Source organism: Mesorhizobium sp. P170090, from assembly GCF_057786115.1.
This window is the reverse complement of record NZ_JBYNWH010000001.1, coordinates 97,428-114,607: the sequence shown is the minus strand read 5'-3', so window position 1 is coordinate 114,607 and position 17,180 is coordinate 97,428. Positions and strand designations below refer to the sequence as shown.

The following is a 17,180-nucleotide window of genomic DNA, read 5'->3' as shown; positions in this document are numbered from 1 at the left end:
CCCTAAGGCTTGGTGGCGATCCAGATGACGTGGCGCGCGCCGCGCTTGCCATTGGCGCGCGTCTTCACCTCGTCCACGACAAAGCCCGCCTGCTTGAGCCTAAGTGTGAAGCCGGCATCGGGGCCTTGCGACCAAACAGCCAGCACGCCCCCGGGCCCGAGCGCTGCACGCGCCGCGCCGAGGCCGGCAGCGCCATAGAGGGCGTCGTTGCCCTTGTAGACGATGCCTTCGGGGCCATTGTCGACATCGAGCAGGATGGCGTCCCAGGCTGCCTTGTCGGATCTTATGATGTGCCCGACGTCGGCTTCGCGAACCGTCACACGGGGATCGTCGAGACAGCCGGCGAAGACCGCCTCCATGGGGCCGCGCGCCCAGGCGATGACGGCGGGGACAAGCTCGGCAACGGTGATGCCTGCGTCGGCGCCCATTTGGGCAAGCGCAGCGCGCAGTGTAAAACCCATGCCGAGGCCGCCGATCAGGATTTTCGGTTGGGCGCGGCCGCCGATCTTTTCACAGGAGAGCTTGGCCAGCGCTTCCTCGGAGCCGCTGAGGCGGCTGTTCATCAGCTCATTGGTGCCGAGCATGATCGAGAATTCGCTGCCGCGCTGCTTGAGGCGCAGTTCCTGTCCGCCGTCAGGCGTTTTGGCCGAGCCGAGCTGGACCCAAGGGATCACGGCCTAGACAGCCACGGTCGGCTGGCTCCAGTGGGCGGCGAGCAGCCGGTAGGGGATCAGGGCCACAACAGCGATGATCAGCTTCACCGAAAGGTCGCCCAGCGCCCAGGAGACCCAGCGCATGGTCTCGACCGGCAGCACGCCCATCAGCGGCGCCGTCTCCAGCGCAAAACCGTCGTTCGGGCCGGCAAAAGCGAAGGCGGCCGAAAAGGCGATGCTGAAGAACACCAGGGTGTCGAACACCGAGCCGACCAGCGTGCCGACGATCGGCGCGCGCCACCAGCTCTGCCGGCGCAACCGGTTGAACACGGTGACGTCGAGCAATTGCGCGCAAAGGAAGGCCGCGCCGGAAGCTGCGGCGATGCGCACCAGCCGGTCGGCTGATGTCTCGAACTCGATCAGGCCGTGGCGAAACAGGAAGGGCGGGACGAGGATCGAGCAGACCACAGCGGTCATGAAGCCGACAAGGACGATGCGGCGCGCAACGGTCGGCCCGTAGCGGCGGTTGGCAAGGTCGGTGACCAGGAAGGAGAAGGGATAGGTGAAGGCGCCCCAGGTCAGGATGTCGCCCAGCGACAGACCGCCGGCCTGGCCCTGCATCGGGAACTGCACGAGGATGTTCGATGCCACGACGACAAGCGCCATGGCGGCCACAAAGGGCAGATATCGCGAGAAGGAAGTCATTTTTTTATCCTGGGTAATGGAACCAGCCAGGCGCTAGCCGAAATCCGGATCGCGCTGCCTTGCAAGTTTTGAGCATCGGATTGCTCCGATGCTGCTGCCTTAGAAGTTTTGAGCATCGGATTGCTCCGATGCTCAGGGCGGTCGTCCCCCGCCTTGATATCGTTAAGCGGCGGGCTGGTCGGCCAGCTTCTTGGCGATCTGCTTCTTCAACAGGCGCGCGCGCTGCGACAGTTCCTTGGCGTCGGCCTTGGCCAGGAAGGCGTCGAGGCCGCCGCGATGCTCGACCGAACGCAGCGCGTTGGCCGAAATGCGCAGGCGCACATTCTGGTTCAGCGCTTCCGAAATCAGCGTCACATTGACGAGGTTCGGCAGGAAGCGGCGCTTGGTCTTGTTGTTGGCGTGGCTCACATTGTTGCCGGTCTGGACTGCCTTGGCAGTGAGTTCGCAGGTGCGGGACATGGTTCTAACCTTCAGTTCTGTCTAGCCTGCCAAACCTTGTTCGCCCGCGCCGGGTGGCGCGCGGTTTCAGTCAGGCGGCCTTATGGAAAAGTTGGCGTTCCTTAGTTGCATTTCGCCAATGCGTCAAGCTCCGGCTTGCCCACGACTGTGACGGGCGTTTCACATAAAGGCCGGAATTCAGCCTATAAGCGGTCGGACAGGGACATTTCAAGCCGGAGTCGCCCGCCTCCGGTTAAAAAAATCAAGGACCGAGCCCGCCATGCTTCGCCCGTCACATGCCGTTGTCGCCATATTTGTCGCCGCCTTGCCAACATCAACCCTTGCCGCCGCGCCCGCAGCCACCGCACAGTCCTTCAAGGGCGAATACACGGTGTCGTTCCTGGGCCTTTCCGTGGCCAAGGCGACATTTTCCAGCCACTACGAAGGCGATAGCTATTCCATAGACGGCACCGTCTCCAGCGCGGGTCTCGCCACCTTGTTCGACGACACGAGCGGCACGATCTCGTCAAAGGGCAAGATCCTGGGCAAGCAGATGCAGCCGCAGGTATTTCGCGCCGATTATAAGTCCGGCAAGAAGGCTTCCATGGTCGATATCCGCTTTGCCAATGGCGCGGTGACCGCCACCCAGATCATTCCCGAGCCGAAAAAGCGCAATCCCAAAAACTGGATACCGCTGGGCAGCAACGATCTGGCATCGGTGCTCGATCCGATGGCGGCTACCGTCATCCATGCTGACAGCCTCGACCAGGTCTGTGGGCGCAAGGTGAAATTCTATGACGGCGAGATGCGCGCCGACCTGACGCTGACCTACGCCTCGAAAGGATCGATCTCGGTCAAGGGCTACAAGGGTGACACCGTTACCTGCAAGATGAGCTTCGAGCCGGTGGCAGGCTACCGCAAGGGCCGCAAGGCGCTGAATTACCTGAAGAAGAAGAGCCAGATGATGGTGACGTTTGCACCGCTCGGCCAAACCGGCATATATGCGCCGATCCACGCCACGGTCGGGACGCAGATCGGCACCTTGACTGTCAGCGCGGGGCGGTTCGAAGCTACTGAATAGACGCGCCCACCCGAATAGAATGGGGCGAGTCGCCGGAGACGGGCATGGGGCGCGCAACACTGATCGGTTTCTCGGCGGTCGCCATGTGGGCGCTGCTGGCGTTGCTCACCGATGCGTCGGGCGCCGTGCCGCCATTCTTGCTCTCGGCCATCACCTTCACCATCGGCACCGCGGTCGGGATGGCTGCCCGGCTGTTCATGCCGGCGGCCGATAAAAGCCTGAAGATCCCACGCCAGGTCTGGGTGATCGGCATTGCCGGACTGTTCGGCTACCATTTCTTCTATTTCACCGCGCTGCGCAACGCGCCGGCGGTGGAGGCAAGCCTGATCGCCTATCTGTGGCCGCTGCTGATCGTGCTGGGATCAGCGCTGATGCCGGGCGAGAAGCTGGCCTGGAACCATGTCGTCGGCGCGCTGCTCGGGCTCGCCGGGACCGTGCTGATCGTCACCAAGGGTGGCGGCCTCGCCTTCGATGCTCGCTACACCTTCGGCTATGCGATGGCGGCCGTCTGTGCGCTGCTGTGGTCGTCCTATTCGCTGCTGTCGCGGCGCTTTCCGGCGGTGCCGACCTCGATCGTCACCTGGTTCTGCGCCGCCACGGCAGCCCTGTCCCTCATCTGCCATCTTCTGCTGGAAAAGACGGTGCTGCCCGATGGCCCCGGCCAGTGGCTGTCGGTGGTTGGTTTGGGGTTGATGCCGGTGGGTGCCGCCTTCTACGCCTGGGATATCGGCGTCAAACGAGGCAACATCCAGGTGCTCGGCGCGGCAAGCTATGCGGCGCCACTGCTGTCGACATTGGTGCTGATCGCGGCGGGCGTTGCCGAGCCGTCGCTGCGTATCCTGGCGGCCTGCGTGCTGATCACCGGCGGCGCGGCGCTGGCGGCGAAATCGTTGTTCCTGCGCAAGGCGGCAACGGGTGGAGCAAGCGCATGACGATGCCGTTTGCCGGCGGCATCGACGCCAATGCCAACGCCACATTGATTTTTTCGCTGGTGGCGGCGGTGATCTACGCCCTCACCCTGGATATGCGGCCGACGCTGGCCCGCTCGGCGGCAAAGACGCTGTCCGTGGCCATGCTTGCGGCGCTGGCCTTCATGCAAGGTGGGCAGTTGTTGCTCGTCGCGGCGCTGGCGCTCAGCGCCGTCGGCGACGCCTTCCTGTCGCGTGACGGCGAAAAGGCCTTCCTCGGCGGGCTGGCCAGCTTCCTTGCGGCGCATGTCCTCTATGTGCCGCTCTTCCTGCGCGGCGGCGGCGGGCTGGATGTGCTCAGCACCGAGACATGGCGCGGCGCCATCGCGCTTGCCATGGCGGCCTTCGCAGTCGTCATGCTGGCGGCGCTCTGGCGCCGTGTCAGTCCCGGCCTGCGGGTGCCGGTCGCCGTCTATATCGCGGCCATTCTGGCGATGGGCATCTCGGCGTTGACGCTCGACAATCCGTGGGTCATCGGCGGCGCTGTTATGTTCATGGCATCGGACGGGCTGCTTGCCGCGGAGAAATTCCTGGTTCCGGCAATAGCACCCTATCGCGCCGGCATCCGTTATGCGGTCTGGGTGCTGTACTATGCCGCCCAGCTCTGCATAACTCTTGGTTTTCTTCTGGCCTAAGGCTGCCAGCCCGGCTCGGCCATTTCAAACGCGGCGAAGTCGAAGCCCGGCGCCACGGTGCAGCCGACCAACGTCCATTCGCCGAGGCTGCGCGCTGATTGCCACCAGCCGGCCGGCACGACGATCTGCGGCCGCTCGCCCGCCGCAAGTTCAATGCCGAGCACCTGCTCGATCACCTGGTTAACCTTTGGACTGCCTTCCTCGCACATCGACAGCGCCAGCGGCGCCCCGGCATGGAAATGCCAGACCTCGGCCGCGTCCTTGACCCGGTGCCAGGCCGAAATCTGGTCCTGTTCAAGGAGGAAATAGATCGCCGTCGAATGGCCCCGCCCGGCGCCGTCGCGAAAGGTCTCGGCATACCAGCCGCCTTCCGGATGCGGCTTGAGGCCGAGCGTGGCGATGATTTCAGCGGCGCTGGTCATGGCTGATCCCGGAACGATGCTCAGAAATTGTCCTTGCGCTTGCGGATTTCCGCGAACACTTCGGCGTCCGGGGCCGCCTCCATACCGAGATGCTTGCGGATCGCCGGGTCGTGCCAGCGCAGGAACGGATTGGTCGACAATTCCTCGCCGATCGTGGTCGGCAGCGTCGCCTTGTTGTCGGCGCGCAGGGTCTCGATCTTGGCGGCGCGTTCTTTCAGCGCCGAATTGGTCGGGTCGACGGTCAACGCAAAGCGGGCGTTCGAAAGCGTATACTCATGGCCGCAATAGATGACCGTGTCGGCCGGGAGTGCCGCCAGCTTCTTCAGCGACTCATACATCACCGGCGGCTTGCATTCGAACAGCCGGCCGCAGCCGAGCGCGAACAAAGTGTCGGCGGTGAACGCCACTTTCGAGGCCGGAAAATGATAGGAGACATGGCCCGCAGTGTGGCCGGGCGTGGCGATGACATCGATCCGCTCGCCGCCGAGATGGACGACCGAGCCTTGCCCGACGGTCTCGTCGATGCCGGGAATTTTTTCCTTTTCAGCCTCCGGTCCGACTATGCGCAGCTTGAAGCGCTCCTTCAGCGCCAGATTGGCCTCGACATGGTCGACATGGTGGTGGGTGGTCAGGATCATCGTCGGCTTCCAGCCGGTGCGCTCGATCGCGGCAATGATCGGCGCTTCTTCGGGCGCGTCGATAATGGCGGTCTCGCCGCTTTTCGGGTCATGCACCAGCACGCCGAAATTGTCGCTGCGGCACATGAACTGTTCGATTTCGACGGGCATTGGCATCTCTCCATCTGTTGGCGCAGACATAGGGCGCTTGGCCGCCGATGTCACTCTAGCTTTGCAGAACGTGGCGGCTTTGTTGAACTTGGGCGGCATCGCAGCTACCGTCCCGCGCATGCATTCCGATATCGTCGATCTCCGCTCCTTCTATTCGACCACGCTCGGCCGCCTGGCTGAACGCTCGATCACCATGGCGCTGTCCTCAATATGGGCAACAGTGCCGAATGAGCGGCTGGTCGGGCTCGGCTATACCTTGCCGTGGCTGGAGCGGTTCGGCACCGATGCCGAGCGGGTGTTTGCCTTCATGCCTGCTACGCAAGGCGCCGTCGTCTGGCCGGCGAACGGGCCGACGGCTACGGCGCTGGTCTTCGACGAGGAATTGCCGCTGGTCGATTCCTGCATCGACCGCATGCTGCTCGTGCATTCGCTCGAACATGTCGAAAACCCGCGCGAGACGCTGAACGAGATCTGGCGGGTGCTGTCGCCGGCAGGGCGCGTCGTCATCGTCGTGCCCAACCGGCGCGGTGTCTGGGCGCGGTTCGAGCACACGCCGTTCGGCAATGGCCGGCCGTTCTCGCGCGGCCAGCTGACAGAATTGCTGCGCGAGGCGAATTTCACGCCGGCTTCCTGGTCCGACGCGCTGTTCTTCCCGCCATCGCCGCGGCGCTTCATGATGCGGTTCCACAATGTGCTGGAGCGCGCCGGCCGGCGGTTCTGGCCGATCTTTTCCGGCGTCATCGTGGTCGAGGCGCAGAAGCGGCTCTATCAGGGCGTGCCGGTCGCGCAGCGCGCTTCGCGCCGTGTCTTCGTGCCGGTACTGTCACCGCACGGTGCGACGCGGCTTGGCCGCCGGGCGGAAGGGGTGACATCGACGACGCGTCAGGTGACACCTTCGTGATCATCATGAAAACTGGTGTTGCGTGGGTTTTTCCCACCTATCTGTCGCAGATGCATTCGCGGTCCGTTTGAGCGGCGGATGCCTTCAAGTCTCTCCATCTGGTTTCAGCAACGCTTCTGAACGCAAGGACCTCGTGCATGGCTGATCAACCGGACAAGTCCGCCACCGTTCAGCCGGTAACCGTCGAAGCCAGCAGCCTGCGCGATCAGGTAGCGACGATCAAACGGGCGCTGATAGGCTCACCGGTGCGCAAGTGGCTGGTCTGGACGTCGGTCGGCATTATGGCGGTCATCGTCGCGACGTCGATCGGCCAGGTTCTGCTCAACCGCTGGAACCAGCCTTTCTACGATGCGCTGGCGCGTCGCGACATGGCGGCCTTCCTGCATCAGCTGATGATCTTTGCCGTGATTGCCGGCACGCTGCTGCTGCTCAACATCGCTCAGACCTGGCTCAACCAGATGATCCGGCTGAAGCTGCGCGAGGCGCTGACGCTCGACCTGATCGACCAATGGATGCGGCCGGCGCGGGCCTTCCGGCTCGCCAATGCCGGCGCCATCGGCGTCAATCCCGACCAGCGCATGCAGCAGGATGCCGCGCATCTGTCCGATCTGTCGACGGACCTCGGCGTCGGCCTGCTGCAATCCTTCATCCTGCTGGTGTCGTTCGTCGGCGTGCTTTGGCAACTCTCGTCGGGCTTCGTCTTCCACATCAACGGCTGGTCGCTGGCGATACCGGGCTACATGGTCTGGGCCGCGTTCCTCTATGCCGGCATCGCCTCCTGGCTGAGCTGGCTGGTCGGGCGGCCGCTGATCCGCCTCAACAGCGACCGCTACACCCGCGAGGCCGAGCTGCGTTCCGGGATGGTGCGCGTCAACGAGAATGTAGACGCCATCGCGCTCTATCACGGCGAAGCCGATGCCAAGAGACGGCTCGAAATCGACCTTGGCACGGTGCTGGGCGCGATGCGAAACATCTACAAAGCGCAGATCAACCTTTCCTGGGTGACCGATACCTATGGCTGGATCACCGTGGTGGCGCCGATCCTGGTTGCATCGCCGGTCTATTTTTCAGGCGACATCAGCTTTGGCGGGTTGATGATGGCGGTCGGCGCCTTCAACCAGGTGCACTCGTCGCTGCGCTGGTTCATCAACAATATCGGCGGCATCGCCGACTGGCGCGCCACGCTGATGCGCGTTGCCGACTTCCGCATTGCGCTCGATGAAACCGATGTGTTGCACGACAAGGAAAAGCGCATCGAATTCGGCGATAACGCCAATGGCAGCCTGACCTTCGAGAAGCTCCAAGTGGCCTCGCCGGAGGGCTGCACCAAACTTTCAGGCAGCCATGTCGAGATCCATCCCGGTGAGCGCGTCATGATCACCGGCGACCCAGGCGCCGGCAAGACATTGTTCTTCCGCGCCATTGCCGGCCTTTGGCCCTGGGGCAGCGGGCGGATCGGCTTGCCGGCCGGAGAAACGCCGATTTTCGTGCCGCGTGTTCCGTATTTTCCTGCCGGCACGTTACGCGAAGTGCTGCATCCAAATGGCTCGGCGCCGGCTGGCGATGCTGATTTTGGGGCGGTGCTGGCCGAGGTCGGCCTCGAGCGGCTGTCATCCTCGCTCGACCGTTCCGCACGCTGGGAGCGTGAACTCAACGATGACGAACAGCGGTCGCTGGCCTTCGCCAGGCTGGCCTTGCGGCAGCCGAAATGGGTGATCATCGACGAAGCGATGGACGCGTTCGATGGTCCTTCGCTGCGAAGGGTACTGTCCATGCTGGAGAAACGCCTGCCGGAAACCGCGATCCTCAACATCGGGCGCGGACTGCACAATGGTCATTTCTTTCCACGCGCATTGAACATCGTGAAGGATACGGGTGCTGCGCCACTGAAACCCGCCCGAGTCAGGACCGGCGCCATCGACCCGCCGCCGAAAGCGGCCGTGCGGCGAAAGAAGTAGAAGGGGCTTTATTTCGCCGCGATCGCGGCGAAGATTCACGGGTCGAAACATCCGTGGTGCGGCCATGCTCGATGCGCTCAGCCTGCTTGCCTGCCTTGCCTGCACCACGCCCGTGGCTGCCCCGGCCGTTGCCGTGGATGTCGAACTGGTGCTGGCCGTCGACATCTCACAGTCGATGGACGAGAGGGAGTTCGCGCTGCAGCGCGCTGGCTATGTCGAGGCGCTCAGGCATCCCGATTTCATCAAGGCCGTGCGCTCGGGAACCACCGGGCGCATCGCGCTTGCCTATTTCGAATGGGCGGGCGTCGTGCGCGAGGATGGCGTCATCGCCTGGCAGGTGATCGACAGCGCAGAGAGCGCCAACGCCTTCGCCGACAGAATAGAAGCGCGGCCGTTCCGCAGCTTTCGCGGCACCTCGATTTCCGGTGCGCTTGCCTTCGGCGCCGGGCTGTTCGAGGGCACGGGGTTCGATGCGCCACGCAGCGTCATCGACATTTCCGGCGACGGTCCCAACAACACCGGGCTGCCCGTCGCCACGACACGCGATGCGGCGGTGGCCAAGGGCATCGTCATCAACGGCCTGCCGATCCTGATCAGCCCGTCGCCGACCTTCAGCCATCTCGACCAGTATTATGACGACTGCGTCACCGGTGGGCCCGGCTCCTTCGTTTTGCCGATCTATGTGGCCTCGGAATTCGCCACCGCCATACGCCGCAAGTTGATCCTGGAGGTGAGCGGCATCGCCGATGCGACCGTGGTCCCGATCGATGCCGCTGCACCCATGGACTGCCTGCAGGGCGAACGCGACCGGCGGCTATATTCCGACCCATATCTGCCGGAACTCGACAAATGAGGTTTGAGGCAGTTCGGAGGGGAAAGCCGCTGCGCGGCTTGTCGGCAAACTTCAGGCCGGCCGTGCACCGTATTTGTCGCGAAATTCGGCATAGAGATCGCGGCGCCAGCGCCGGCCGCCGACATAGCCACGCAACAGCTGCGGCAGCGAATAGCCAAGCGCCTTCGACGACCGGTTGGCCATATAGCCGGAGAACGCCTGCGAAACCCTGCCCTTGAGTGCATCGGCGATGAGCTGCCGGGCGATCATGTAAGGCGGAATGTAGGGGTAGCGGTCGGCGATATAGGGGTGCTTGTCGATCAAGCTCGCATAGGCTTCGACATAGCCGTCCCGGCGACCGGAGATCGAATTCTCCGAGTTGTACTTTTTCCAGTCGATCACTTCGGACAGCTGCGCGCCGCTGCGACGGGCAAAGCGCAGCAACAATTCGCGATCCTGCATGCGCGTGACGTCACTATCGTAGCCGCCGATGGCCAGCAGCGACTCGCGCCGGGCGGTGATTGCCGACCCGGCAATGAAGATGGTCTGCGCGACAAGGGCCCGCTCCAGCGAGTCGCGGCTCAGCAGCGCCTCGCGGTTGACGCAGTTGGTGCGGCGATTGCCCTTCAGCGACACGAAGGAACTGATCAGCACTTCGAGCGAGGGATTGTTGTCGAACTGCTCCAGCGTCCGCGCCAGGCGATCCGGCAAATAGACGTCGTCGGAATCGAGGAATGTCACCACCGGCGCCTGCGCCCGCTCGATGCCGGCATTGCGGGCGGCATTGGCGCCGCGCCATTTCGAGCCAACATAGATCAGCCGTGGATCGCGGATTTCGGCAAGTGCGGCTGCCGTACCGTCGGTCGAGCCGTCATCGACGACAATGTGTTCGAACCGGGGAAAATTCTGCGCCAGCACGCTCTCCACGGCGCGCACCACCTTGCTGCGGCGATTGTGCGTCGGTGTGATCACCGAGATCAGCGGAGCGAGGTCGGTTGCCTTGGACATGTTGCTTCGATTGTGCCCCGAAATGCCTGGAGGCCGGAGGTTTTGATGGTCGCCGTCCAAGCCTTACCCCGGGATGGCATTCGATTCGACGCTACAAAAAACCAGCGGCAATGTCATCACAAACTGTTGAGCCAGGACGCCGTAAGCCGGCCGATTACCCCAGACGTAATCGACCGATGGCCATCATGTCTGCAGATTGCGCCAACGAAGCCGGTCGTCGGGCTTCGATCTCACAGGGAGTTCAGCCGTGGCCGCCTACGCCGTCGCCCATATGCGTCAAGTCACAATGGGCCCGCAGATTGTCGAGTATCTGCAGAGGATCGACGCCACATTGGAGCCGTTCGGCGGCCGCTTCCTTGTCCACGGCGGCGACATGGACGTGGTCGAAAACGAATGGCCCGGGCATCTGATCGTCATCGAGTTTCCGGACAGGGCGCATGCGTGGGGCTGGTACGATTCATCAGCCTATCGGGAGATTCTGGCCTTGCGCACCGACAACTCCCACGCCGATGTGATCATCGCCGATGGCGTTCAGCACCCGCACAAGGCGACGGACGTGCTGGAATAGGGGCAAACTACCGCTTCAGCAAGAACACCGCTTGCTGGCCGAAGAAATTCCAGAACCACCATGGCATCGACAGGCCGATCTTCTGGCCGTTGCCGTCGAGCGCGGTGGCTTTCTCGACCGAAGCGCCGAGTTCCTCGACCAGATTGACGAAGTCGCGGATGGTGCAGAAATGGATGTTGGGCGTGTCGTACCAGGAATAGGGCAGGTCCGCGGTCACCGGCATCCGGCCCTTGACGAACAGCGACAGCCGCACCCGCCAATGGCCGAAATTGGGGAAGGAGACGATGGCGCGGTTGCCGATTCGCAGCAGTTCGTCGAGCACCAGCTTCGGGTTGCGGGTCGCCTGCAGCGTCTGTGACAGGACGACGAAGTCAAAACCCTTGTCCGGATAGAATTCGAGGTCGGTGTCGGCATCGCCCTGGATGACCGAGAGGCCGCGCGCAACGCATTCATTGACGCCGCGCTGTGACAACTCCAGCCCGCGGCCGTCGACCTGCTTGGTCTCCTGCAGGAGTTCGAGCAGCAGGCCGTCGCCGGAGCCGACATCGAGCACTCGCGACTGCGGGGGTATCAGGTTGGCCACGACTTCGAGGTCGACGCGCTGGCTGCCATTGACGCTCATGGCTTCGCCCCTTGCCTGGCGCATGATCCCTGTCCGAAAAGTCTGCAACTTTTCGGGGTCATGCGCGGAGCCCTCTCGCCCGCGCGGCCGAGCCGATGAAGCCCTTGATGGCGGCAAACAGTTCGGGTTCGTCGAGCAGGAAGGCATCATGGCCGCGGTCGGTGTCGATCTCGACGAAGGAGACCGATGCGCCGGCGGCGTTGAGCGCATGCACGATCGAGCGGCTCTCCTCGGTCGGGAACAGCCAGTCCGAGGTGAAGGACACCAGGCAGAAGCGGGTCTTGGTGCCGGCAAACGCGTCGGCCAACCGGCCGCCATGGTCGGCGGCGAGGTCGAAATAATCCATCGAACGGGTCATGTAGAGGTAGGAGTTGGCGTCGAAGCGGTCGACGAATGTCATGCCCTGGTGGCGCAGATAGCTTTCGATCTGGAAGTCGGCGTCGAAACCGAAGGTCAGCGCTTCGCGGTCCTGAAGATTGCGGCCGAATTTGCGGTGCAGGGCGGCTTCCGACAGATAGGTGATGTGGGCGGCCATGCGCGCCACGGCGAGCCCCTTTTCCGGGCGCTTGCCGTGCTCGAAATATTTGCCGCCATGCCAGTCCGGATCAGCCATGACAGCCTGGCGGCCGACCTCGTGGAAGGCGATGTTCTGCGAGGAATGGCGTGCGCCTGTGGCGATCGGCAGGGCCGAGAAGACGCGCTCGGAATAGCATGACGCCCATTCCAGCACCTGCATGCCGCCCATCGAGCCGCCGAGCACGCAAAACAGCTTTTCGATGCCGAAATGGTCGACCAGCATCAGTTGCGCCCGCACCATGTCGCGGATGGTGATGATTGGCAGGTCGAGGCCGTAGGGCTTGCCGGTGGCGGGATTGGTCGAGGCCGGACCGGTGGAGCCGAGGCAGCCGCCGATGACGTTGGAGCAAATGACGAAGAAGCGGTTGGTGTCGATGATCTTGCCGGGACCGATCAGCACTTCCCACCAGCCGGGCTTGCCGGTCACCGGATTGGTGCTGGCGACATGCTGGTCGCCGGTCAGCGCGTGGCAGACCAGGATGGCGTTGGTGCGGGCATCGTTGAGGTCGCCATATGTCTGGTAGGCGATCTGGAACGGCGACAAAAGCGTGCCGGCGTCGAGCTTCAGCGGCTTGTCAGGGCCAAAACGCAACACAGGGCTCGACGGGTTGTCGGCCTCGTTGTTGGTTTTTGTAGCGCGGAGCGCGGCCATGTGACTCTCCTTGCCCGCCGTCAGGCAATAAAAAACCGGCAATGCGATCGCAAAGCCGGTTACGTCACGCAAACGGCCCTTTAGCGAGTTGTTTAACGTGGCTGCAAGCCGACCGGCCAAATCACCACGGAACTGTTGCGTTCTTCTAGAACTCGTGCGGCCCGGCGTCAACGGCCAGCTATTGCCCGCCTCTCGACATTCGCGGCTACGGCTTGTATTTCCGCTGCGGCCTCCGGACGGAGGCATTCTCGATGGATTTGCGACATGGACAAGACAGCGGACAAGGCACGGCCGACTCCCCGCGCGGGCATTATGGACATCGACGCCTATGTGCCGGGCAAGAGCACGGCACCGGCCGGCGTCGCCAAGGTCCATAAATTGTCGTCGAACGAGAACCCGCTCGGCCCGTCGCCGAAGGCGATCGAGGCCGCGCGCGAAGTGGCCAGCAAGCTCGATGTCTATCCCGACGGCACCGCCCGCCGGCTGCGCGAGGCGATCGCCGAGGTGCATGGCCTCAACCCGGCAAACATCATCTGCTCCAACGGTTCCGACGAGATTTTGGGCCTGCTGGCGCAGACCTATCTGGCGGCCGGCGATGAGGCCATCATCACCGAACACGCCTTCATGATCTACAAGATCTACATCCAGTCGGCCGGCGGGACACCGGTGACGATCAAGGAAACCGAGGAACGCGCCGACGTCGACGCGATCCTGGCCGCGGTGACGCCGCGGACCAAAATCATCTTCCTCGCCAATCCCAACAATCCGACCGGAACCTATCTGCCGTTCCAGGAGGTCCGCCGCCTGCATTCCGCTCTCCCGGGCAACGTGCTTCTGGTGCTCGACGCGGCCTATGCCGAATATGTCAGGCGCAATGACTATGAGGCCGGCATCGAGCTGGCGGGCAGCGCACAGAATGTGGTCATGACCCGCACCTTCTCCAAGCTTGGCCTTGGCGGCGCGCGCATCGGCTGGATGTATGGCCCACTGCACATCGTCGATGCCATCAACCGCATCCGCGGCCCTTTCAACGTTAACGCAACAGCGATCGAGGCCGGCATTGCCGCCATCCGCGACCGCGCCCATGTCGAGCGCAGTTCGTTGCACAACGAGACCTGGCTTACCTGGCTGAATGAAGAACTGACGAAGCTTGGGCTGCGCGTGACGCCCAGCGTCGGCAATTTCGTCCTCATCCACTTTCCCGACGACAAGAGGCATTCGGCTGAGGCGGCGGACGATTACCTCACCCAGCGCGGCTATATATTGCGGCGCGTTACCGGCTATGGCTTTCCCAATGCGCTGCGCATGAGCGTCGGCACCGAAGAAGCCAATCGCGGCGTCATCGATGCCCTCACGACATTCCTGAAAAGCTGAAACAATGACAGCACCGATGTTTGAAAAGATCGCGCTGGTCGGCATCGGCCTGATTGGCTCGTCGCTGGCCCGCATCATCCGCCGCGAGGGCCTGGCCCGCCATGTCGCCATCGCGACGCGCAGCCCGGCCACGCTGGCACGGGCGAAGGAGCTCGGTCTTGGCGAGAGCTACACCACCGACGCCAGGGAAGCGGTCCGCGATGCCGACCTGATCATCGTCTCGGTGCCAGTGGGATCGTCGGGCGAGGTGGCGCAAGAGATCGCGCCGGCGCTGAAAAAGGGCGCCATCCTCACCGATGTCGGTTCGACCAAGGCCTCGGTCATTGCGCAAATGCAGCCCTATGTACCGGACGGCGTGCACTTTATTCCGGGGCACCCGCTGGCAGGTACGGAGAAATCGGGCCCGGATGCGGGTTTCGCCGAGCTGTTCGAAAACCGCTGGTGCATCTTCACGCCGCTGCCGGGAACCGATCCGGCCGCGCTGGAAAAGCTGTCGGAATTCTGGCGGCGCTGCGGCTCCAACATCGACACGATGGACCCGCAGCATCATGACATGACGCTGGCCATCGTTTCGCATCTTCCGCACATCATTGCCTACAACATCGTCGGCACGGCCGACGATCTGGAATCGGTGACCAAGTCGGAAGTGATCAAATATTCGGCTTCCGGTTTCCGCGACTTCACCCGTCTGGCCGCCTCCGACCCGACCATGTGGCGCGACGTGTGCCTGCACAACAAGGATGCCATCCTGGAAATGCTGGCGCGCTTTTCGGAGGACCTCGCCTCGCTGCAGCGGGCGATCCGCTGGGGCGACGGCGACAAGCTGTTCGACCTGTTCACCCGCACCCGGGCCGTTCGCCGTTCGATCATCGAGGCCGGCCAGGATATCGACGTGCCGGATTTCGGCCGGCAGGCGGTCGAGCACCCGGTGAAAAGTTAAATCTGTTTCAGACGGGCCAGGTCGCCGCGACCATGGCCATTGCCTCGTCCCTGTTTGGCGCCCCCAGCCGGCCGCCGAAGCGCTGGCATTTGAGCGCGGCCGCCGCGCTGGCAAAGCGCAACGCCTGCTCGATCGGCATGGTTTCCGCCAACGCGACAGCAAAGGCGCCGTGGAAAACGTCGCCGGCGGCCAGCGTGTCGACCGCCTTGATCTTCGGCGCCGCGATGTGGCGCACGCATCCGGCGGACCGGTCATGCCACCAGCTTCCCGCGGCGCCGCCGGTCACCGCGACAAAGGCGTCTGTGCGGCTGGCGAGGTCGGCGCAGGCGGTTTCGGGATCCAGCGCGTGGTCGCAGATAATGCGTGCAGCCGTCTCCGAAGCGACGATGTGCGAAGCCAGCGGCAACAGACGCTCCAGCACCTCCAGCGGCGCCGTGTCGGCGTCGAGGATTGCCGGGCAACCGGCGTCGCGCGCGGCGGTCAAGGCAAGAGCGGCGGCGCCCGGCCAGCGCACATCGACCAGCACGGCATCGAAGCCGGAAAGATCGGCGACAGGCACCGCCTCGGGGTCGGCCTGCGCCTTTGGGTCGTAGAAGGGCACGATGATGCGCTCGCCATGAGCGTCGACCAGGATCGCGGCCAGCGCCGAGCGGGCGCCTTCGACGCGGCGGACAAAGCGGCAATCGACGCCCTCGGCCTCGATGCCGGCCAGCAATTGGTCGCCGACGGCATCGTCACCTGCACTTGCCCACAGGAACACCTCGGCGCCGAGACGGCGGGCGGCGCAGGCAGCACTTGTCGCCATGCCCGAGGCGATCTGGATGCCGTCCGAGGCGATGAACTTGCCCTGATGCGTGGGCAGGGTTTCGACGCGCAGGATGGTATCCAGCGTCAGCGCGCCAACGCTCAGCAGTTTCACCGGTCGGTTCATGCGTCGGCTTGCTCGAGCATGATCTCTCCCCAAAAGCCGTTCCCGCTCTTTGCGATCATGCTCTATCTCTTTGTTTTAACGCAATTCCGGACGGAAAACCGCTCACACTTTTCCTGGAATTGCTCTAATCGAGCGGCTTGATCTTGCCCAGCGGAATGAAGCCGAGCGAGACCTTGCCCTTCACCACCTTGAGCGGCATCGACGGTTCGTTGCCGAGCAGCGCCAGACCGGCAAAGCCTTGCTCGATCTGGCTCTTCTGCTCGGGGATTGCGGTGGCGAGAATTGCCGCCACGGCTTTGGGATCCTGCAGCTTGATCGTCAGGTCGGCATTGACCTGGCCGTTGGCGTCGACCGACACCGGGCCGGAGACGGTGATGCGCGCGGTTCGCGACGACAGATCGAGCTTGTGGATGTCGACCGCCTGGCCGCGCAGGCTCCTGGCCTGCGTCTTCATCAGCGCGACGCCGTTCTTCAGCGTCGCGTCGCCGCTGCCGTCGAGCGGCGGCAGCACGCGCCCGCCGATCGCGTCGGCGTCGATCTCAAGATCGGTGAAGCTGCCGACGTAGCCGATGTCCTGGCCGTCGGGTCGCAACTCGCCCGCCGCGGTTCCGGCGCTGAACAGTGAAACCGGATCAGTGTCGTCGGCCGGATCCGTCTGGCCGGACAAGCTCTCCGCCTGCAGCGAAATGCTCCGGGGCAGGGGCCAGGAGAGCTTGGCATTGGCCTGCAGATTGTCCCAATCGATCCATAGCGGCGCCATCCCGGGCACCGAGGTCCGCAGTGGCCCACGCAACTCGGCGGCAGGCGACAAAGGCCGGATGAGTTCTGCAACGAAGTTGAAGCTGCCTGCCGAGGCGGCAACGTTCCTGGCGTCGTCCTCGTAAGCCAGATTGTCACAGGAGATGGCAAAACTCAGGGGGTAGCCGCTGACGGTGAGGTTGGCGCAGCCGGCCTCGATGCCTTTGTCCTTGAGCGAGGCCACCGCCTTGTCGGCTTCGCTGCTGACGCGACCGGCGACATAGAACCAGACCGCGCTGTAGACGCCGAACAGCATAACGACCAAGGCAGCGAGCCACATCAGCCGGCGGCGAAACTTCGACGGACGCTCGTCACTTGACGTCATGCTGC

Annotated in this window: 19 protein-coding genes and 1 riboswitch; of the genes, 9 read left to right on the top strand and 10 right to left on the bottom strand. The window is 63.7% G+C overall.

Features of this window, described 5'->3' with window-relative positions; all coding sequences use genetic code 11:
* Positions 1–2 precede the first annotated feature (2 nt).
* The 3 genes from AC3EML_RS00565 to rpmB all read right to left on the bottom strand — a co-directional run bounded on the left by AC3EML_RS00565 (position 3) and on the right by rpmB (position 1,817).
* Positions 3–674: a polyamine aminopropyltransferase gene (locus AC3EML_RS00565; RefSeq protein ID WP_352521783.1), complete on the bottom strand. Its 672-nt coding sequence runs from the start codon at positions 672–674 to the stop codon at positions 3–5.
* A gap of 3 nt (positions 675–677) precedes the next feature.
* Positions 678–1,358, bottom strand: coding sequence for a queuosine precursor transporter (locus AC3EML_RS00560; RefSeq protein ID WP_023694048.1), 681 nt, complete (start codon positions 1,356–1,358; stop codon positions 678–680).
* Between the two features lie 162 nt (positions 1,359–1,520).
* The gene (gene rpmB, locus AC3EML_RS00555; RefSeq protein ID WP_023670682.1) at positions 1,521–1,817 is read right to left on the bottom strand and encodes a 50S ribosomal protein L28; all 297 of its coding nucleotides are present in this window, start codon (positions 1,815–1,817) and stop codon (positions 1,521–1,523) included.
* Positions 1,818–2,076: 259 nt separating this feature from the next.
* Between rpmB and AC3EML_RS00550 the strand changes: the two genes are divergently transcribed.
* The 3 genes from AC3EML_RS00550 to AC3EML_RS00540 are packed head-to-tail and all read left to right on the top strand — an operon-like array spanning position 2,077 to position 4,480.
* On the top strand, positions 2,077–2,877 hold the full coding sequence (locus tag AC3EML_RS00550) for a DUF3108 domain-containing protein (RefSeq protein ID WP_023685359.1): 801 nt from the start codon (positions 2,077–2,079) through the stop codon (positions 2,875–2,877).
* 44 nt (positions 2,878–2,921) lie between these two features.
* On the top strand, positions 2,922–3,809 hold the full coding sequence (gene yddG, locus AC3EML_RS00545; protein WP_023824974.1) for an aromatic amino acid exporter YddG: 888 nt from the start codon (positions 2,922–2,924) through the stop codon (positions 3,807–3,809).
* Positions 3,806–4,480, top strand: a complete 675-nt coding sequence (locus tag AC3EML_RS00540) for a lysoplasmalogenase (RefSeq protein WP_023824973.1) — start codon at positions 3,806–3,808, stop codon at positions 4,478–4,480. The genes yddG and AC3EML_RS00540 overlap by 4 nt, the downstream gene beginning before the upstream one ends.
* On the opposite strand, the gene AC3EML_RS00535 is transcribed toward AC3EML_RS00540, so the two are convergent.
* Together AC3EML_RS00535 and gloB are read right to left on the bottom strand one after the other, a co-directional pair.
* Positions 4,477–4,902, bottom strand: coding sequence for a cupin domain-containing protein (locus AC3EML_RS00535; RefSeq protein WP_023701384.1), 426 nt, complete (start codon positions 4,900–4,902; stop codon positions 4,477–4,479). The genes AC3EML_RS00540 and AC3EML_RS00535 overlap by 4 nt on opposite strands.
* A 20-nt stretch (positions 4,903–4,922) precedes the next feature.
* Positions 4,923–5,690: a hydroxyacylglutathione hydrolase gene (gloB, locus tag AC3EML_RS00530; RefSeq protein ID WP_023694044.1), complete on the bottom strand. Its 768-nt coding sequence runs from the start codon at positions 5,688–5,690 to the stop codon at positions 4,923–4,925.
* A gap of 118 nt (positions 5,691–5,808) precedes the next feature.
* Here gloB and AC3EML_RS00525 point away from each other — a divergent pair, with 118 nt between their 5' ends.
* The 3 genes from AC3EML_RS00525 to AC3EML_RS00515 all read left to right on the top strand — a co-directional run bounded on the left by AC3EML_RS00525 (position 5,809) and on the right by AC3EML_RS00515 (position 9,402).
* The gene (locus AC3EML_RS00525) at positions 5,809–6,591 is read left to right on the top strand and encodes a class I SAM-dependent methyltransferase (RefSeq protein WP_023670688.1); all 783 of its coding nucleotides are present in this window, start codon (positions 5,809–5,811) and stop codon (positions 6,589–6,591) included.
* 137 nt (positions 6,592–6,728) lie between these two features.
* Positions 6,729–8,549: an ABC transporter ATP-binding protein/permease gene (locus tag AC3EML_RS00520; RefSeq protein WP_023731080.1), complete on the top strand. Its 1,821-nt coding sequence runs from the start codon at positions 6,729–6,731 to the stop codon at positions 8,547–8,549.
* Positions 8,550–8,613: 64 nt separating this feature from the next.
* Positions 8,614–9,402 (top strand): DUF1194 domain-containing protein, encoded by a 789-nt coding sequence (locus AC3EML_RS00515; protein ID WP_023673296.1) that lies wholly within the window; start codon positions 8,614–8,616, stop codon positions 9,400–9,402.
* A gap of 51 nt (positions 9,403–9,453) precedes the next feature.
* Here AC3EML_RS00515 and AC3EML_RS00510 read toward each other — a convergent pair whose 3' ends face one another.
* Positions 9,454–10,389, bottom strand: coding sequence for a glycosyltransferase family 2 protein (locus AC3EML_RS00510; protein ID WP_023673297.1), 936 nt, complete (start codon positions 10,387–10,389; stop codon positions 9,454–9,456).
* Between the two features lie 247 nt (positions 10,390–10,636).
* On the opposite strand from AC3EML_RS00510, the gene AC3EML_RS00505 reads away from it, so the two are divergent.
* Complete coding sequence (locus AC3EML_RS00505; RefSeq protein ID WP_023694041.1) at positions 10,637–10,957, top strand: DUF1330 domain-containing protein; 321 nt, start codon at positions 10,637–10,639, stop codon at positions 10,955–10,957.
* 7 nt (positions 10,958–10,964) lie between these two features.
* Here the strand turns inward: AC3EML_RS00505 and metW are convergent, their stop codons facing one another.
* Together metW and metX are read right to left on the bottom strand one after the other, a co-directional pair.
* A complete protein-coding gene (gene metW / locus AC3EML_RS00500) occupies positions 10,965–11,579 on the bottom strand; it encodes a methionine biosynthesis protein MetW (RefSeq protein WP_023685353.1) in 615 nt (204 codons plus the stop codon).
* 58 nt (positions 11,580–11,637) lie between these two features.
* On the bottom strand, positions 11,638–12,807 hold the full coding sequence (metX, locus tag AC3EML_RS00495) for a homoserine O-acetyltransferase MetX (RefSeq protein ID WP_027050738.1): 1,170 nt from the start codon (positions 12,805–12,807) through the stop codon (positions 11,638–11,640).
* Between the two features lie 60 nt (positions 12,808–12,867).
* A riboswitch (SAM riboswitch) is annotated at positions 12,868–12,945 on the bottom strand.
* A 126-nt stretch (positions 12,946–13,071) separates the two neighbouring features.
* On the opposite strand from metX, the gene hisC reads away from it, so the two are divergent.
* Together hisC and AC3EML_RS00485 are read left to right on the top strand one after the other, a co-directional pair.
* The gene (hisC, locus tag AC3EML_RS00490) at positions 13,072–14,181 is read left to right on the top strand and encodes a histidinol-phosphate transaminase (protein WP_023686716.1); all 1,110 of its coding nucleotides are present in this window, start codon (positions 13,072–13,074) and stop codon (positions 14,179–14,181) included.
* Between the two features lie 4 nt (positions 14,182–14,185).
* Positions 14,186–15,121: a prephenate/arogenate dehydrogenase family protein gene (locus AC3EML_RS00485; RefSeq protein ID WP_352521784.1), complete on the top strand. Its 936-nt coding sequence runs from the start codon at positions 14,186–14,188 to the stop codon at positions 15,119–15,121.
* A 7-nt stretch (positions 15,122–15,128) separates the two neighbouring features.
* Here the strand turns inward: AC3EML_RS00485 and AC3EML_RS00480 are convergent, their stop codons facing one another.
* Entirely contained in the window at positions 15,129–16,052 is a 924-nt protein-coding gene (locus tag AC3EML_RS00480; RefSeq protein ID WP_023731075.1) for a sugar kinase, read from the bottom strand.
* A gap of 124 nt (positions 16,053–16,176) precedes the next feature.
* Positions 16,177–17,175, bottom strand: coding sequence for a DUF2125 domain-containing protein (locus AC3EML_RS00475; RefSeq protein ID WP_023832505.1), 999 nt, complete (start codon positions 17,173–17,175; stop codon positions 16,177–16,179).
* Positions 17,176–17,180 lie beyond the last annotated feature (5 nt).

What these genes read in the sequence shown, in the direction of transcription:
- AC3EML_RS00480 (WP_023731075.1), bottom strand. Translation starts at nt 16,052, where the DNA reads ATGAACCGACCGGTGAAACTGCTGAGCGTTGGCGCGCTGACGCTGGAT.
- AC3EML_RS00475 (WP_023832505.1), bottom strand. Translation starts at nt 17,175, where the DNA reads ATGACGTCAAGTGACGAGCGTCCGTCGAAGTTTCGCCGCCGGCTGATG.
- AC3EML_RS00550 (WP_023685359.1), top strand. Translation starts at nt 2,077, where the DNA reads ATGCTTCGCCCGTCACATGCCGTTGTCGCCATATTTGTCGCCGCCTTG.
- AC3EML_RS00540 (WP_023824973.1), top strand. Translation starts at nt 3,806, where the DNA reads ATGACGATGCCGTTTGCCGGCGGCATCGACGCCAATGCCAACGCCACA.
- metW (WP_023685353.1), bottom strand. Translation starts at nt 11,579, where the DNA reads ATGAGCGTCAATGGCAGCCAGCGCGTCGACCTCGAAGTCGTGGCCAAC.
- AC3EML_RS00535 (WP_023701384.1), bottom strand. Translation starts at nt 4,902, where the DNA reads ATGACCAGCGCCGCTGAAATCATCGCCACGCTCGGCCTCAAGCCGCAT.
- metX (WP_027050738.1), bottom strand. Translation starts at nt 12,807, where the DNA reads ATGGCCGCGCTCCGCGCTACAAAAACCAACAACGAGGCCGACAACCCG.
- AC3EML_RS00520 (WP_023731080.1), top strand. Translation starts at nt 6,729, where the DNA reads ATGGCTGATCAACCGGACAAGTCCGCCACCGTTCAGCCGGTAACCGTC.
- AC3EML_RS00560 (WP_023694048.1), bottom strand. Translation starts at nt 1,358, where the DNA reads ATGACTTCCTTCTCGCGATATCTGCCCTTTGTGGCCGCCATGGCGCTT.
- AC3EML_RS00485 (WP_352521784.1), top strand. Translation starts at nt 14,186, where the DNA reads ATGACAGCACCGATGTTTGAAAAGATCGCGCTGGTCGGCATCGGCCTG.
- rpmB (WP_023670682.1), bottom strand. Translation starts at nt 1,817, where the DNA reads ATGTCCCGCACCTGCGAACTCACTGCCAAGGCAGTCCAGACCGGCAAC.
- AC3EML_RS00515 (WP_023673296.1), top strand. Translation starts at nt 8,614, where the DNA reads ATGCTCGATGCGCTCAGCCTGCTTGCCTGCCTTGCCTGCACCACGCCC.
- AC3EML_RS00525 (WP_023670688.1), top strand. Translation starts at nt 5,809, where the DNA reads ATGCATTCCGATATCGTCGATCTCCGCTCCTTCTATTCGACCACGCTC.
- yddG (WP_023824974.1), top strand. Translation starts at nt 2,922, where the DNA reads ATGGGGCGCGCAACACTGATCGGTTTCTCGGCGGTCGCCATGTGGGCG.
- AC3EML_RS00510 (WP_023673297.1), bottom strand. Translation starts at nt 10,389, where the DNA reads ATGTCCAAGGCAACCGACCTCGCTCCGCTGATCTCGGTGATCACACCG.
- gloB (WP_023694044.1), bottom strand. Translation starts at nt 5,690, where the DNA reads ATGCCCGTCGAAATCGAACAGTTCATGTGCCGCAGCGACAATTTCGGC.
- hisC (WP_023686716.1), top strand. Translation starts at nt 13,072, where the DNA reads ATGGACAAGACAGCGGACAAGGCACGGCCGACTCCCCGCGCGGGCATT.